The sequence below is a fragment of the Nocardioides sp. B-3 genome (assembly GCF_024703895.1).
Classification (GTDB): Bacteria; Actinomycetota; Actinomycetes; order Propionibacteriales; family Nocardioidaceae; genus Nocardioides.
Window position 1 is genome coordinate 1,156,218 of record NZ_CP087968.1, and the last position, 15,062, is coordinate 1,171,279.

The following is a 15,062-nucleotide window of genomic DNA, read 5'->3' on the forward strand; positions in this document are numbered from 1 at the left end:
CTCCGGTGACCGACGCCATCACGATCCCCACCGAGCTCCTCCCCGCCGACGGCCGCTTCGGCGCCGGGCCCTCGAAGATCCAGACCAGCCACCTCGACGCGCTCGCCGCGACCGGTGCGTCCCTCATGGGCACCTCGCACCGCCGGGCTCCGGTGAGGAACACTGTCGGCCGCGTCCGCGAGGGCCTCGCCACCTTCTTCGACCTGCCCGAGGGCTACGAGGTCGTCTTCGGCAACGGCGGCGCGACGTCCTTCTGGGACATCGCCACCTTCGGCCTGATCCGCGAGAAGTCGCAGCACCTGACCTTCGGCGAGTTCTCGAGCAAGTTCGCCAAGGCCGCCACCGACGCTCCGTGGCTGGCCGCGCCCTCGATCATCAACTCCGACCCGGGCACCCGTCCCGACGCCGTCGCCGAGGAGGGCGTCGACGTCTACGCCCCGGGCGCACAACGAGACCTCGACGGCCGTCATGGCACCGGTCATCCACCCCGCGGGTGCCGCCGACGACGCGCTGGTCCTGATCGACGCCACCTCGGGTGCCGGCGGCCTGCCCGTCGACCTCAACGAGGTCGACGTCTACTACTTCGCGCCGCAGAAGTGCTTCGCCTCCGACGGCGGCATCTGGTTCGCGATCATGTCGCCGAAGGCGCTGGCCCGCGTCGACGAGATCAAGGCGTCCGGCCGGTTCATCCCCGCCTTCTTCGACCTGCCGACCGCGGTCGACAACTCGCGCCTCAACCAGACCTACAACACCCCCTCGATCGCCACCTTCTTCCTGATGGCCGAGCAGCTCGACTGGATGAACGCCAACGGCAGCCTCACCGGCATGGTCAGGCGCACCACCGCCTCGAGCGACGCGCTCTACGGCTGGGCCGAGAAGACGGCCTACACGACGCCCTACGTCGAGGACCCGACGCACCGCTCGCTCGTCATCGGCACCATCGACTTCGACGACAACATCGACGCCGCGCTCATCGCCAAGGCGCTGCGCGCCAACGGCGTCGTCGACACCGAGCCCTACCGCAAGCTCGGTCGCAACCAGCTGCGGATCGCGATGTACCCCGCGATCGACCCGTCCGACGTCGAGAAGCTCACCGGCGCGATCGACTACGTCGTGGGTCAGCTCTAGCGTTCCCGCAACAACTTCAGTGTCGCCCGCTCCAGCGCGGCCTGCCGCTCGTCAGAGGTCCCGGACGAGCGTCGGGCCGCGTTGGTGATCGTGGAGCCGGACTCGTAGGCCTCGATGACGCGCGGGTCGACGTACGCCGAACGCGCGAGTGCTGGGGTGTTGCCGAGGAACTCGGCGACCTCCTTCATCGCCCTCGTGACCGCGCGCTTGCGCGACGCCTTCGTCTCCCCCGGCTCGTCGGTCTCGGCCAGCGACACCGCGGCGAGCACGGTGGCGTGCCAAGTGCGGAAGTCCTTGGCCGTGGCCTCGATCCCCGTCGCCTCGCGCACGTAGTCGTTGACTCGGCTGGAGTCGAGGTCGCGCCAGCGCGTGCCGTCCTTCCACGCCAGCAGCTGCTCGCTGCCACCGCGACGACGTCGCATGATGTCGAGCGCGACGACGGTCGGGGCGTCGTCGATGTCGATGCTGTGCTCGATCCCCGACTTGCCCGTGAACCGGAAGGTGAGCGTGCCTCCACGCCCGGTCACGTGCTCCTTGCGCAGGGTGGTGAGGCCGAAGCTGCCGTTGGTGTCGGCGTAGACGTCGTTGCCGATACGGAAGCAGCCCGGGTCGAGGAGGCGTACGGCGACCGCGCAAGCTCGCTCCAGTGACATCCCCTCGGCGTCGAGGTCGGTGAGCACGCGCTCCCGCGCCCGCGACAGCGCCTTGCCGAAGTCGACGAGCCGGGCATACTTCTCCGCGTCACGGCTGGTGCGCCAGTCCGGGTGGTAGAGGTACTGCCTTCGCCCGGCGTCGTCGGTGCCGACCGCCTGCAGGTGCCCGTTGGCGTGCGGTGTGATCCAGACGTCCGTCCACGCCGGCGGGATGACGAGGTCGCGGCAGCGCTGTCGGTCGGCACCGGTCAGCGCCTTCCCGTGGTCGTCGACGAAGGTGAAGCCCTTGCCCGCCCGCCGCCTGCTCCAGCCCGGTTGGTCCGTGGACGTGCGGCGCAGGCGAGGCATGTCCGCACAGGTAGCCCCCGGCGCGAACGCCGGGGGCTGCCGTGCAGGGTCTTGCGAACGGATCAGTCCAGGAGGTGATCCATGGCCCGGCCGACGAAGTCGCTGCGCATCTCCGCCGTGGTCAGGCCCTCCGCACCGAAGCCCGTGAACACCGTGTCCTCGGTCGTGGTGGCAGCACCCTCCTCGAAGGCCTTCTGGGTGCGGGCCCAGTTGTTCGTCACCCGCGAACCCTCGGGGGCCGGCGCCCGGGTCCAGCCGCCGAGTCCGTCCTCGAAGGAGGTCGCCGTCAGCGCCCCGTCGACCAGCACCTCGGTGTCGTCGACGAAGACGCCGAGGCCCCGGGGTGCCCCAGTCGGTGAGGTAGCTGATGGACACCTCGACCTGCTGGCCGGCGTAGGCCGACAGGTCGACGTCCCACTCCTGCCATCCGGCGCTGTTGCCCGTGGCCGCGTGCCACTCACCCGTGGTGCCGATGGGCGAGCAGTCGGCACCCCGGTAGTGGGCCACGAACGGGTGGATGTCCACCCAGCCCGAGTCGCACGAGTCGCCGGTGCCCTGCCCTGTGTGGCCGTTGGCGTCCGGCAGCGTGGTCCAGTCGTCGGAGCCGACCGGGTGTGCCTCGACGATGACGTAGTCCCAGTCGAGCTCCGTGTCGTGCGACAGCTGGAAGCCCAGCGACCCGGACGTGGCGCCGGTCAGGTCGACCGTCCGCGTCAGCCGCTTCCAGCCCCTGGTCGGCCCACTGGCTGAACATGAACCACTCGCCGGTGTGCGGGTCGTACGGCGCCGCGCCGGGCCGGCCCCACTTGAGGGGTGCGGCACTGGCGAACTGCGGGAAGTCGGCCTCGGGCAGGAAGCTCGAGGTCGCCAGCAGCGACGCCGTGTGGGCTCGGTTGTCGGCCGAGTCGCCGCCGTTGAACGTGCCGGCGAACCCGTCGAAGGCACCCGCCGCCCCGGTGACCGGGAACGGTCCGTCCTCACCGGTGCCGCCGTCGCTCACGTAGTTGTAGGCACCGAGCCAGTACTGCATGAAGTCGTTGAACAGCGGCAGGCAGGGATACGTGTCCGGCGTGGTGCACTGCGGAGGCGCGAACGGGTTGTAGTCGTAGACCCCGTTGGCGGCCTGCGCGAACTGGTTGTACTGACCGGTCACCGGGGCCTTCCCGCCCTCGTTGAGGTAGTCGCGCACCGAGAGCTCGATGTCCAGCGCGAGCTTGTCGGCCGTGCCGCCCACCTGCCCCGGAGCCCGGGTGATGATGTCGTCGCCCGACTCCCACACGATCGCGTCGTAGTGACCCAGCACGCCCGGGTGGTGCGGCTGGGTGCGGCCGTTGGCGTCCACGTCGTAGACGTCGGAGCTGTAGCCGGCAGCGGTCAGTGCGGCGGCGTAGTCGTCGGCGTACTTCGCGGTGGTCACGCCCCCGGGCAGGGCTGAGACCGGTGACGTCCTCGGCGGCCGGGATCAGCACGTCGCCGCCGATGTCGTCGGCGACCTCGTAGGTGAAGGGGTCGCTGCTGACCGGGCCGACGCCGGGCTTGAACCCGGTGAAGCGGACCTCGACCGAGTCACCGGGCGAGGTGCCGGTGACGGTTCCCCTGAACTCGGCGTAGTAGTCGTGGTGGGTGTCGCCGTAGCGCTCACCGCCCGTCCACTGGGACGTCTTGACCGACGTGGCCGGCCCTTCGTTGACGGAGTAGACCAGGCGCAGGTCCTTGATCGCCTTCTTCGCGGTGACCGCGACCGGCTGGGTGGTGCCGTGCGAGACCTCGAACGGGTCGGACACTGGTCTGCTGCCGTCCGGCCGACCACCGAGACCGGGTCGTCGGGGTCGTGGGCCGACTTGGCGACCGCGAGCGCGAACGGGATGTTCTTCTCGAACTCGGCCCGGATCAGCCCTTCGTCGTCGGGGAAGTTGAAGCCGCTGATGCAGTCCTCGGGCAACCACTCGTCGTCGGGGATCGACGCCGAGACGGTCTCACACGTGGTCATCTCGGGGGTGAAGCCCAAGGTGCCGTTCTCGACCGTGGCGTGGGAGTCGGTGTCGCCGTTGGTCGTGTAGAGCTCGGCCGAGATGTCCGGGTCGTAGCCGGGGACGGCGGGGTTGGCGTCGTCGCCGACCATGGCCTCGTAGATCACGTCGTCGGGCGAGGGTGTGCTGACCTGCCAGCCGATGCCGTAGAGCAGCAGCTCGGCCGCGGAGTGGTAGTTGATGAAGAACTCGAAGCCGATCCGGTCGAAGAGCGAGTCGAGCGCCCGGGTCTCGGGCTCGGAGTTGGGGCCGGCCCCCCGATAGGTCTCGCTGTCGGGGACGGGCGAGGAGCCCTCGTTGTCCCAACCCCACTTCACCGCGAAGTTGCGGTTGGGGTCGACCCCGTCACCGGGGGTGATGGTGCCGTCGTCGTTGTTGTCACGCAGGTTCTTGCGCCACAGCCGCTCGTCGGAGAACGTGAAGTCGTAGCCGTCCGGGTTGGCGACCGGCAGGAACCACAGCTCTGTCGTGTCGACGAGCCCGGTCAGCTCGGCGTCGGTGCCGTAGCCCTCCGGGTAGTGGTGCATGAGGCGCCGGACCATCTCGGGCGTGATCCACTCACGTGCGTGCTGGGCTCCGGCGTAGAGGACCGCGGGCCGCTTGCCGTCCTTGAGGATCGAGGCGTTCTTGGTGACCTTGAGCGCGAGGATGTCCTGGCCGGTCACGCTCTTCCCGAGGGTGACGAGCTTGGTGAGGTCCGGATAGGCCTCGGCCGTCCCGCGGAGCTCGTCGGCGATGCCGCCCTCCTCGCTGTAGGAGCGGTAGGCGTCGTAGCCGACGAGGTTCTGCCGGGCCGCCTCCTCCGAGGCGTTGCGGCCGTTGACCTTCTTGACCACGACCGACAGGCCGGCCGCGCGGAGCGTCTCGGCCCGGCCCTCGGTGATGACGGCGTCGAGGCGGATCTTGTTCCGCGCCGCCTCCGAGTGGGTGGTGTGGTGGGTGTCGACGCCGATCTCCTCGAGCTTCTCGAGGTCGGCGGGAAGGGGCCTCGACGACGTAGACCTCGAGGCCTCCGTCGCGGTCGGTCCGACTGGGGCTGGGGCTGGCGGGTGGGCCGGCGACCAGCAGTCCGGCGGTCAGGGCGGTGAGTGCAAGCGCCGTGGGTAGGTAGCGCATCGTCGACCTCTATTTCGTGGGGAAAGGGACGGGCTCAGCGTCCCCACACTTGTTGTGATCTGAGTCACAGTCAAGGGTTCATTTTCGTGAAATAGCCATCTTCGCGCGTATTTGTTGCTAGTCGACCGTCAATTCCCGTGAACCTGCCTGCTGCCGGGTGCGGCCGTCCTCGCCCGCCCTCGCCCGTCCGGGGGTGGCGGCACCCTCGCATGAACCCGGGCGCCCGAGGCGTCAGGTGCCGCCACCTTCCCCCACCCGCGAGGCGCCGTACGGCGATCCGCCAGCGCGGCGGATGACGCTGCGAACCAGCTGCTCAGCGAGGCTTGAGCGCGCAGCAGCACGAGCACGACACCCGGGGAGAGCAGTCCGCTCACCACCCACCACCACACGCTGCGATCGGCTGCGGCGTCCGCCGGGTCGTCCACGGCCTTCGCGCCACCCTCCGGCTCGGGGACGGCCACGGTGGACGGGGTCGAGGACGGCGAGGAGACCGGCGTCGGCGAGAGCACCGCCCTGATGTCCCGGGGCAGCGGCACCTTCAGCACCGGCGCCTGCTGGCCCTCGCTGCTGAGGTAGACGTCCTTGGTCGACGGGGCGGCGATCCCCTCGCCCTGCTGCTGGGGCGGCAGGTCGAAGGCGCCGACCTGCTCGAGGTCGGGGAACGTGTAGACGACAGCGTTGGTGTAGGTCCGCAGGATCAGGTGCGCCCCGTCGGGGAAGAACGCACCGTCGGTGACGATCCCGGTGGTCTCGCCGACCAGCCCGAGCATGTTGGGGGCGTCGTCCGCGAGCTCGGGCGGCGCGGCGTAGAGCTCGCCGCCGAAGAACCCCTTCGTGGCGACGTACAGCCGACCGGTGACGGGGTGCACCAGCAGCGCCTCGGCGTCGCGCTGGCCGTCGGGGTAGACGAGGTCGATGGTCTCCTCGTCGACGGTCCGGTCGCCGTCGCCGACGGGCACCCGGGTGACCTCGATCGAGTCACGGTTGGCGTTGTTGTCGCCGATGTCGGCGACCCAGACGTGCCCCGGGCCGGCCGGTGCCGGGGCCTCGACGTCCTCGGGGCCGTCGGCCCAGAAGGTGACGCCCGTGGTCTCGCCGGTCGCCGTGTCGACGGTGAAGACGCGGCCGGTGTCGCCTGAGTCGTTGATCGTGTGGGCGCGATCGCCCTCGATGACGAGCCCGCTGGACTCGACGATCTCGTTGTCCCGGAAGCTGAAGACCTCGCGCCCGTCGCGGTCCCGTGCCGGCGGCGGTGAGGCCGATGACGAACGGCGTGAGCACGGCGACGGCGCCGAGCCCGCGGAGGAACCGCTCAGCCATGGCGGACGCCGAGGAGCGAGGCGAGCTTCGGAGTCACACCCCGGGTGGCGACGAGCTCGTCGTAGTCCCGGCGAGAAGAGTCCCCCGTGCTGGTGCGGGTTGCGCGCAACATCGTGTTGCGCGGGGTGTGCGCGCTCTCGACGAACTCCACCACGTCGACGCGGTAGCCGAGCGAGCGCAGGATCGCCGCGCGCAACGCGTCGGTGAGGGTGTCGGCGAACCGCTCGCGCAGGATCCCGTCCCGGGTCAGCATGGCGTACGGCGCGGGCGTGCTCGCCGTACGCAACTGGGACGCGATGTCGTGGTGGCAGCAAGGAGCGGCGAGCACCGGGCCGGCACCCCACTCGACCGCGCGCGCCAGCGTCGTCGTCGGTCGCGGTGTCGCAGGCGTGGAGGGCAAGCACGACGTCGGGCGGCTGCGGCAGCGTCGCGTCGCCGATGGTACCGACGACGAAGTCGGCGTCGATGCCGAGCCTCGTGGCCACGCCCGCGTTGTGGTCGGCCGACTGCTGCTTGACGTCGACGCCGGTGACACGCACCGGGAGATCCCGGACGACGCCCGGGAAGCGCTGCGCTGCGAACGTGAGATAGGCGTTGCCGCAGCCGAGGTCGACGATCCGCAGTGGGTCGTCCTCGGTCGGCTGTCGCAGCTGGCCCTTGGCCGGGGCGTCGGTGATGGAGGAGTCGAGGAGCCGGAGGAACTCCTCGACCCGGCGGCGGTACTTCGCCTGCCGGGTCGGCTTGATCCGCCCCTGCGCGTCGGAGATCCCGAGCGCGACCAACACCGGGTCGTCCTCGGCGAGGAGCCGCTGCTTGTCGCGGTCGTGGCCGCGATCGGCCGTCTGCGGCACGGCCGGGTCCTGTGTGGAGACGATCGCGTCGAGCTTCTTGGTGACGCGCAGCTGGTGGGTCTGCGTCGCCGTGTCGACGTGCCAGTTGCCGAAGGGCTCGGACAGCAGCGCGTCGACCGCGCCCTCGGCCTCGCTGCCGGCGGCGAAGTTGGCCGTGTGCGCCTGCGTCTCGTCGAACGACGTCACCTGCAGGTGGCGTCCCGACTTCAGGTCGACGTAGCGGAGCTCCACGCGGCGTACGGCGCGAGCCTGCACCTGCGGGAGATCCTGACCCTTGCGACGCCCGGACGCGACGGCGCGGACGAGGCCCTCGGGGTCGAGGAGGTGTCCGCGGACCGTGTCGAGCGCGTCGGCGAGGGGGACGGTCGCCATCAGAACAGCGCGGCGACGATGACGATCAGGATGAGTGCCCCCAACGCGACCGGGATGACAAGGCGGCGGTGGCGGGGGTTCACCCACACATCCTACCGGCGCTACCAGTGCTCCATGGACGCACGGAAGACGCCAGCGAGGTCCTCACCCGTGACCTCGCGCGGGGCGGTCGCGAGGAGCCGCTGCTGCTTGAGCGCGCCCTCGACGAGGTCGTCGACGTCGCTGTCGAGGTAGCCGATCTCGGCGAGCCCGTTGGGGATGTCGATGTCGCGCATCAGCGACCGGAGCACGTTGGGCAGGGCGTCCGGGCCCGTCGTCGTCGAGCCCAGCAGCGACGCCGCCCGCAGGTGCCGCTCCGGTGAGGCCTCGAAGGTGAGCGCAAAGGCGGCGGGCGCGGTCAGGGACACGGCCATGCCGTGCGGCACGATCGGCTCGTCCTGCGGGTAGCCCGCGGGTCGGTAGTCGCGCACGCGCCCGGCGATCGGGTAGGCGTTGGCGTGCGGGATGTGCACCCCGGCATTGCCGAAGCCGAGTCCGGCGAAGGTGGCGGCCAGCGCCATCTGCTCGCGTGCCTCGACCGACGAGCCGTCCCGGACGGCGGTCCGGAAGGCGCCGGCGAGCAGCGACAGGGACTTCTCCGACCACATGTCCGCGATCGGGTTGGCCCCGCAGTAGGGCACGCGCTGCTCCGGGGTCTTGCGGTCGAAGTCGCCGAACCAGCGCGCGGTGTAGCTCTCGAGCGCGTGGCACAAGATGTCCATCCCGCAGCTCGCGGTCACCATCGCCGGCTGGCTCATCGTCAGGTCCGGGTCGACCACGGCGAGCGTCGGGCGCAGCCGGGCGTGGCTGATGCCGGTCTTGACCTTGAGCGCGAGCACGTCGAGGACGCAGATGGTCGTCGACTCCGAGCCCGTCCCGGTCGTGGTGGGTACGGCGACCAGCGGCAGCAGAGGTGAAGCCGGCGCGCGCCCGCCGCCGACGGGTGCGTTGAGGTAGTCCATCAACGAACCCTCGTTGGTCACCAACAGGTTCACGGCCTTGGCGGTGTCGATCGCAGAACCCCCACCCACGGCGACGATCGCGTGCCACGGCCCACCGTCGCGGGCGAACGTGATCGCCTCCTCCAGCGACTCGTCGGTCGGCTCGACCCGCGCCCGGTCGAAGATCGTGACGTCGAAGCCGCGTCGCGTGACCCGGCGGGCGATCCGCTCGGGGTGCCCGGTCGCGGCCACCCCGGGATCGGTCACCAGCAGCACCCGGGGGAGCTCACCGGCCCGACCAGCTGCACGAGGTCGTGGCCGATCTCGGCCGATGCGCCACTGCCGAACTTGAGGCCCGGCGCGGCGTAGGTGAAGACGGTCTCGGTCATCTCAGCTCCGGGGCGTGGTGGACGAGGTCGAGCACGGGCAGGTCGGCGGACTCGATGTCGGCGACCTCGATCCACGCCACCCGGTCGGTGGTGCCGCCGACCTCGACGACGCGTGGCTCGGCGCCGTCGGGCACCGTGGCCGCGAAGACCGTGTGCACGCCGTGGAAGTCCTCGACACGGCCACTCGGCGCCGTACCGGAGAAGTGGGTGTCGTGCACGTCGAGCAGCGCGCCGACCTCGCACGTCACTCCGCACTCCTCGGCGACCTCGCGCGCGAGCGCCGAGGCCGGTGGCTCGCCGTGGTCGACGCCGCCACCGGGCAGCGTCCACGAGCCGGTGTGGTGGGCGCGCTCGGAGAGACGCGTCAGCAGCACGGCCGAGCCGCGACGGACCAGCGCGTAGGCGGCGATCCGCTGCAGCCGGAAGGGCGCATGGTCGGCCAGCGCCTCGCCCACCATCGCCACGACGGGCAGCGTCCCGTCGGCCACCTTGGCGAGCGGGTGCCGGGCCGCCTCCACGGTCGAGCCGTTGATCTCGACGACGCGCGGAGCCGGGGCGTCGGTGGGCACCCACGCGTCGTAGACGATCCGCAGCGCGTGGAAGTCGGTCATCACACCGTCGCGCGAGGCCCGCGGCAGGTGTGCGGAGTAGACGCGCGCGGTGTCGCCGACGGTGGCGTGCAGCCCGGTCTCCTCGATGATCTCGCGCAGCAGCGCGTCGCGCGGGTCCTCGCCGTGGTCGAGGCCGCCACCGGGCAGGGTCCACAGCTCGGAGCGGCTGATGCGCGGCGCGAGCCGGCACAGCAGCACCTCGGGCTCAGTGGTCACACGCATGATCACGGCGTACGCCGCCACGCGCTGTCGTCTCGGCAGGGAACCCACGCCCGTCAGTCAACCATCCGGCTGGGGTCCGCCGAGGGAGTGTCGGTGTCGTAACGTGGACGGGTGCCATCCACGACCCGTGACCCCCGGCTCGACAACACCAAGATGGCGCTCGTCACGCTGGTAGTCGTGGGTCACTCATGGGGTCTGCTGCCCGACACCCACTTCAGCAACTGGGCCTACGACTTCCTCTACTTCTGGCACATCCCGGCGTTCGTCTTCATCAGCGGCTACCTCTCGAAGTCGTTCGAGTGGACGCCGCGGCACTTCAAGGGCCTGCTCTACGTCCCGGTCATCCCCTACCTGATCTTCGAGCCGGCTCTGTACTACTACCGCGTCAGCATCGGTGAGCACGAGCCCGGCGTCCTCTACCTCGAACCGCACTGGACGATGTGGTATCTCCCCGCCCTGTTCGCATGGCGGCTGATGACGCCGGTCCTCAAGCGGCACTGGCTCTTCCTGCCGGCGTCGGTCCTGATCAGTGTGGCTGCCGGTCTGTGGACGGCCGAGTGGTTCATGCTGCCGCGGATCCCGGGCCTGCTGCCGTTCTTCGTGCTCGGCCTGCACCTCAAGCCGCGCCACCTGCGCCACCTCGACGACCCGTGGGTCAAGGTCGCGGCCGTCGGGGTGCTGGTCCTGATCGCCGTCCTCTCCCGCGACCTCGACGACTGGGCCCGCACCGCTTTCCTCTGGTACGACGCAGGCTACGAGGACCTCGACGTCCGGGCCTCGACGGCCGCGCAGACGCGCCTGTCGGTGATGGCGGTCGGCCTCATCGGAGCCTTCTCGGTGATGTCGCTGATCCCGCGTCGCGCCGGCTGGTTCACCGCCATGGGTGCGGCCACCATGAACGTCTACCTGCTCCACGGCTTCGTGATCAAGACCGCCAAGGCACAGGGGTTCACCGAGTGGAGCGGCGACCATCCGTACGCCGCACTGCTGGTCACCACGATCGGTGCCGTCGCGCTGGCGCTGGCCCCGGCCAGCCCGTGGTCGCGGAGATGGCTCAGCTGGGTGGTCAATCCTCTAGGCAGCTGGGAGCAGCGTCGCAAGCAGCGGGCCCGCACACCTGCGGACCCCACGACGGACGTACCGACGAGCGAGGCACCGAGTCAAGCTCCCTTGCCTCGTGCCGGGTCGGCGCTGCCCCTCCCAGATGAGCCGGGTGCCACGGCGCCCACTCCCCGGTCGTGGGCGGTGGTGCGCACGACCCCCGGATTTCCTCGAGCTGCTCCGTCAGGCGAACGCCGAGGCCCCGAGTCCACTCGGTGAGGTCGGCCTGCGGCGCGACCGTCATCGGCTCACCGAACGTGAGGTCGACCCGGCGCCCGCGGGTGAAGTCGGGCCGCGGTGCCTTGCCCGCACGGTCGACCCGGCCGACGCTGTAGATCCGCTGGCTGCCCCAGATGGCCACCGGGACGACCGGCACCCCGGTCTCGCGGGCCGGGCTGGCGATGCCGCGCATGAGCGACCGCACGGTGAAGGTGTAGGAGATGCCGGCCTCGGGAAAAGCGCACACGGCCTCGCCCTCGCGCAGCAGCCGCCTCGCCTTGAGGTATGCCGCAGCGGGAGCCTCGCGATCGACCGGGATGTGCTGCATCCGGTCCATCGGCCCGGCCAGCGCCCGCTGGTTCCAGATGTCGTGGCGGGTCATGAAGCGGACGTAACGTCCCCGCTCGATCGCGGCCTTCTCGATGAAGACGAAGTCGGGATAGGACACGTGCGTCGCCGCCAGCAGCACGGGGCCGGTCGTCGGCAGGTGCTCCGGGCCGGTCGCGCGCACGTCGATGGCCAGCCCCCGGAGCGCGAGGCGACCGAGGCCGTTCGCAAGGCGATACCAGCGCTCCGTCATGCCCTGCCTTCGTAGTCGCCCCCACCCGTGGATCGGACGGAGCCTAATCGCTCAGGAGAAGGGAGGTCGGGCATCTCGCGCGATCGAGCGGCGGCCCGCCCATCGCCATACCCGCGCGGCGCGGTCGCGGTCGGCGTCGTCGACGAGGTTGCCCATCCAGCGCAGCGCCAAGGTCATCAGCCAGTCCGAGCGCATGCCAGCCGGGCCGAGGGCCGCCACGACCTGCGGCATCGTCGCGACACCGGCCAGTCGACGCGCGATGGAGAAGGACTCGCCGTAGTGCTCGCGCAGGATCTGCGGCCACGCGCCGCCGAGGTCTCCGTCTGCCGCCAACAGCTCCGCGACCAGGCGCCCGGTCTCGAGGCCGTAGTCGATGCCCTCACCGTTGAGCGGGTTGACGCAGGCGGCCGCGTCACCGATCAACGCCCAGTTGGCGCCGGCGACGTTGCTCACCGCGCCACCCATGGGCAGCAGCGCCGAGGCCGGCGCGCGCAGGTCACCGGAGAGCTGGAACTCGTCGCGGCGCTGCTCGGCATAGAAGCTCATCAGCGGCTTGACCGCGATGTTGGCCGGCCGCTTGAGCGTGGCCAGCGTGCCGACGCCGAGGTTCACCTCGCCCGTGCCGAGCGGGAAGATCCAGCCGTAGCCGCTGAGCAGCTCGCCGTCCTCGCCGCGCAGCTCGAGGTGCGAGCTGATCCACGGGTCGTCGGACATGGTCGACTCGATGTAGGAGCGGCCGGCGACACCGTAGACCGTGTCCCGGTGCCACTCGCGACCCAGCAGCTTGCCGAGCGGGGAGCGCACGCCGTCGGCGACCACCAGCCGCCGGCACTCGATCTCGAAGGTCTCGTCACCGGACTTGAACGTCACCGCGGCGACGCGGTCGCCATCCATGCGTACGGCGACGGCACGCGCCCCGTCGAGGGCCAGCGCACCGCTCTTGATCGCGACCGTGCGGAGGTGGTCGTCGAGCTCGGTGCGCGCGACCGCCGAGCCCCACGCGGGCAGGTCGCTGTCGGGCAGGGCCGGCCGGGGCAGCAGCAGCGTCTGGTCGAACCCGTGCGCCCGCAGCCCGAGGTTGACGGTGTGCGCCTGCAGCCAGTCGGTCAGGCCGAGCTTGGCGAGCTCCGAGATCGCCCGCGGCGTCAGCCCGTCACCGCACGTCTTGTCGCGCGGGAAGACCGCGGCGTCGACCGGGACGGTGTCCAGCCCGGCCTTCGCGCTCCACGCCGCGGCCGCCGAGCCCGCCGGGCCGGCGCCGACGACCGGGACGTCGGTCGAGGTGGGAGTCGTCACACGCGGATTCTCTCAGCCGACTCCCGTGCCGGGTGAATCCGGGTCAGTAGCTGAACGTGGTGGCGCCCTCGTCGCCGATCCACTCCCACATGGGGATGGTGCCGCCCTTGCTGGCGCCCTTGATCAGCTCGGCGTCCCGGAGCCCCTTGGCGTCCACGCAGATCGGGCACACGAGGAAGGTGCCTCCCGCGGCGACGTAGCGCTCCATCAGGCTCTCCAGCGTCGGGCAGCCGGTGCAGGCAGTGGCCGTGGCGACGCCCGCGTAGGCGAGTCGCACCGCCTCCTTGGTCAGGAACATCAGCGTCGGGCGTCCCGACTCCGCGGCGCCGACCGAGACCCGGGAACGCGACCGTGACCTTCTCGGCGTCCTCGAGGCCGGTGGTGAGTGAGATGACTGCCTTGCCCATGGCTTCCTCCTGTAGTTCGTGGGGAGTCCATGGAACTGCGAGTTCCGGCGCCACCGCACTTCACGTTCTGTAGTGACGTCGAGCCGCCCGAGGTCTACCGTCGTTCCATGCCGACCTACGGTCAGTTCTGCCCGGTGGCCAAGACCTCCGAGCTGCTGTGCGAGCGCTGGATGCCGCTGGTCCTGCGCGAGCTGATGTGCGGCAGCTCCCGCTTCTCCGAGATCCAGCGCGGCGTCCCACTGATCTCCCCCGCCCTGCTCACCAAACGGCTTCGTCAGCTCACCCTCGCGGGCGTCGTGGAGCGCACGGCGAACGGGCGCGACATCACCTACGCGCTCACGCCCGCCGGCTGGGAGCTCTACCCGATCATCGAGGCCATGGGGGTCTGGGGGCAGCGCTGGGCCCGCAGCAGCTACGGCCCCGACGAGCTCGACCCCTCGCTGCTGATGTGGGACATCCGCCGGATGCTCGCCCCGGCAGGGCTGGCAGAGCGGCCGACCGTCATCGAGTTCCGGATCCGGGGCGGCCCCCGCGCAAGTCGCGCTACTGGCTGGTCGTCGAGGACGACGCCATCGACCTGTGCCTCGTCGACCCGCAGCGCGACGTGGACCTGTGCGTCGAGACCAGCCTCAGGGCGCTGACCGAGGTGTGGATGGGAGATCGCACCATGGCCGACGCCGTGGCTGCCGGGGCGATCTCGCTGTTCGGCCCGCCCGAGCTCGCCGGCCGCTTCCCGGCATGGCTGGGCTGTCACCCGGTCCCGGGCGTCGTGCCCGTCGCCGTACACGCCTGAGCGTCAGCGCCACCCGCGCGAGCGGAAGATCCGGTCATAGATCGCCAGCACGACCTCTTCCTTGCGGGTGTTGTAGTCCATGACATGTCCGACCTCGGCAGTGGTCGCGGCGCTGGCCACGCGCTTCGCGGCCGCATAGACGACCCGATCCTCCGGGTGCTCCCGCAGTCAGTCGCGGAAGAGCCGATGCCGCACGACCTCGGGGCTCGTGGGAGCAAAGACGTGCACGTGCGTCGCCGGGTCCGTGCCGCGCAACACGCGATGGCCGTGCCACCACGGCTCACGCACTGTGTGCACCGGGCCCAGCGCGACGAGGGCGGGAACGTAGGAGTCCTCGTCCTCCGGGTCGCTCACGGTGACGTCGACATCAATGATCGGCTTGGCGGGCAGGTCGGGGACCGAGGTTGACCCGACATGTTCGACGGACAGGGCGAAGTCCCCCAGCGCCGCGCGGATCGTGGTCGCCAGCTCCTCGAACACTGTGGGCCAGCTCGGATCAGGATCGACGACGCGGACCTCCGTGGACGGACCCCGGCCCTGCACCCATGGGTCGGCCCCCGCCGGCGCTGGGATCGACGTGAAGTCAGTGATCTCCTCCGGTGTCGGCACGGGCTCACTCTAGAGCGGGGCCACTCGGCATCGGCCC

Annotated in this window: 14 protein-coding genes and 2 pseudogenes; 5 read left to right on the plus strand and 11 right to left on the minus strand. The window is 70.7% G+C overall.

Annotation, left to right across the window (positions count from 1 at the left end):
- The first annotated feature begins 5 nt into the window (after positions 1-5).
- Positions 6-1,128, plus strand: a pseudogene (gene serC / locus LP418_RS07740) (phosphoserine transaminase).
- On the opposite strand, the gene LP418_RS07745 reads toward serC, so the two are convergent.
- From LP418_RS07745 to LP418_RS07755, 3 genes are read right to left on the minus strand one after another with little or no spacing between them, the layout of a single operon-like run.
- Positions 1,125-2,654 carry a DNA topoisomerase IB gene (locus LP418_RS07745; protein WP_257955874.1) on the minus strand — a complete coding sequence of 510 codons (1,530 nt, stop codon included), beginning with the start codon at positions 2,652-2,654 and terminating at the stop codon, positions 1,125-1,127. The pseudogene serC and the gene LP418_RS07745 sit on opposite strands and share 4 nt — an antisense overlap.
- Positions 2,587-3,546 (minus strand): hypothetical protein, encoded by a 960-nt coding sequence (locus LP418_RS07750; RefSeq protein WP_257955875.1) that lies wholly within the window; start codon positions 3,544-3,546, stop codon positions 2,587-2,589. The genes LP418_RS07745 and LP418_RS07750 overlap by 68 nt, the downstream gene beginning before the upstream one ends.
- Before the next feature lie 45 nt (positions 3,547-3,591).
- The gene (locus LP418_RS07755) at positions 3,592-4,995 is read right to left on the minus strand and encodes a M14 family metallopeptidase (protein ID WP_257955876.1); all 1,404 of its coding nucleotides are present in this window, start codon (positions 4,993-4,995) and stop codon (positions 3,592-3,594) included.
- Here LP418_RS07755 and LP418_RS07760 point away from each other — a divergent pair.
- The gene (locus LP418_RS07760; protein ID WP_257955877.1) at positions 4,988-5,266 is read left to right on the plus strand and encodes a hypothetical protein; all 279 of its coding nucleotides are present in this window, start codon (positions 4,988-4,990) and stop codon (positions 5,264-5,266) included. The two genes, LP418_RS07755 and LP418_RS07760, sit on opposite strands and share 8 nt — an antisense overlap.
- A gap of 137 nt (positions 5,267-5,403) precedes the next feature.
- Here the strand turns inward: LP418_RS07760 and LP418_RS07765 are convergent, their stop codons facing one another.
- From LP418_RS07765 to LP418_RS07780, 4 genes are all read right to left on the minus strand, one after another.
- A complete protein-coding gene (locus LP418_RS07765) occupies positions 5,404-7,818 on the minus strand; it encodes an SAM-dependent methyltransferase (RefSeq protein ID WP_257955878.1) in 2,415 nt (804 codons plus the stop codon).
- A 101-nt stretch (positions 7,819-7,919) separates the two neighbouring features.
- A complete protein-coding gene (locus tag LP418_RS07770; protein ID WP_257955879.1) occupies positions 7,920-9,074 on the minus strand; it encodes a hydroxyacid-oxoacid transhydrogenase in 1,155 nt (384 codons plus the stop codon).
- Complete coding sequence (locus tag LP418_RS07775; RefSeq protein WP_257955880.1) at positions 9,062-9,187, minus strand: hypothetical protein; 126 nt, start codon at positions 9,185-9,187, stop codon at positions 9,062-9,064. Before LP418_RS07775 ends, LP418_RS07770 begins: the two co-directional genes overlap by 13 nt.
- Entirely contained in the window at positions 9,184-10,068 is an 885-nt protein-coding gene (locus LP418_RS07780) for an NUDIX hydrolase (protein WP_257955881.1), read from the minus strand. Before LP418_RS07780 ends, LP418_RS07775 begins: the two co-directional genes overlap by 4 nt.
- Before the next feature lie 63 nt (positions 10,069-10,131).
- Between LP418_RS07780 and LP418_RS07785 the strand changes: the two genes are divergently transcribed.
- Positions 10,132-11,340: an acyltransferase family protein gene (locus tag LP418_RS07785; RefSeq protein WP_257955882.1), complete on the plus strand. Its 1,209-nt coding sequence runs from the start codon at positions 10,132-10,134 to the stop codon at positions 11,338-11,340.
- Between the two features lie 142 nt (positions 11,341-11,482).
- On the opposite strand, the pseudogene LP418_RS32815 reads toward LP418_RS07785, so the two are convergent.
- From LP418_RS32815 to LP418_RS07795, 3 genes and pseudogenes are all read right to left on the minus strand, one after another.
- A pseudogene (locus LP418_RS32815) lies at positions 11,483-11,920 on the minus strand (lysophospholipid acyltransferase family protein); the annotation flags it as partial.
- A 51-nt stretch (positions 11,921-11,971) separates the two neighbouring features.
- On the minus strand, positions 11,972-13,216 hold the full coding sequence (locus LP418_RS07790; protein WP_257955883.1) for a geranylgeranyl reductase family protein: 1,245 nt from the start codon (positions 13,214-13,216) through the stop codon (positions 11,972-11,974).
- A gap of 43 nt (positions 13,217-13,259) precedes the next feature.
- Positions 13,260-13,514: a hypothetical protein gene (locus LP418_RS07795; RefSeq protein ID WP_257955884.1), complete on the minus strand. Its 255-nt coding sequence runs from the start codon at positions 13,512-13,514 to the stop codon at positions 13,260-13,262.
- Positions 13,515-13,730: 216 nt separating this feature from the next.
- Between LP418_RS07795 and LP418_RS07800 the strand changes: the two genes are divergently transcribed.
- Both LP418_RS07800 and LP418_RS07805 read left to right on the plus strand, forming a co-directional pair.
- On the plus strand, positions 13,731-14,264 hold the full coding sequence (locus tag LP418_RS07800) for a winged helix-turn-helix transcriptional regulator (RefSeq protein WP_257955885.1): 534 nt from the start codon (positions 13,731-13,733) through the stop codon (positions 14,262-14,264).
- A complete protein-coding gene (locus tag LP418_RS07805) occupies positions 14,228-14,416 on the plus strand; it encodes a hypothetical protein (protein WP_257955886.1) in 189 nt (62 codons plus the stop codon). The genes LP418_RS07800 and LP418_RS07805 overlap by 37 nt, the downstream gene beginning before the upstream one ends.
- A gap of 168 nt (positions 14,417-14,584) precedes the next feature.
- Here LP418_RS07805 and LP418_RS07810 read toward each other — a convergent pair whose 3' ends face one another.
- Positions 14,585-15,025, minus strand: a complete 441-nt coding sequence (locus LP418_RS07810; RefSeq protein ID WP_257955887.1) for a GrpB family protein — start codon at positions 15,023-15,025, stop codon at positions 14,585-14,587.
- Positions 15,026-15,062: the final 37 nt, after the last annotated feature.

Excerpts from the sequence above, each read along its gene's own strand:
- LP418_RS07765 (WP_257955878.1), bottom strand. The coding sequence starts at position 7,818 with ATGGCGACCGTCCCCCTCGCCGACGCGCTCGACACGGTCCGCGGACAC.
- LP418_RS07775 (WP_257955880.1), bottom strand. The coding sequence starts at position 9,187 with ATGACCGAGACCGTCTTCACCTACGCCGCGCCGGGCCTCAAGTTCGGC.
- LP418_RS07800 (WP_257955885.1), top strand. The coding sequence starts at position 13,731 with ATGCCGACCTACGGTCAGTTCTGCCCGGTGGCCAAGACCTCCGAGCTG.
- LP418_RS07795 (WP_257955884.1), bottom strand. The coding sequence starts at position 13,514 with ATGTTCCTGACCAAGGAGGCGGTGCGACTCGCCTACGCGGGCGTCGCC.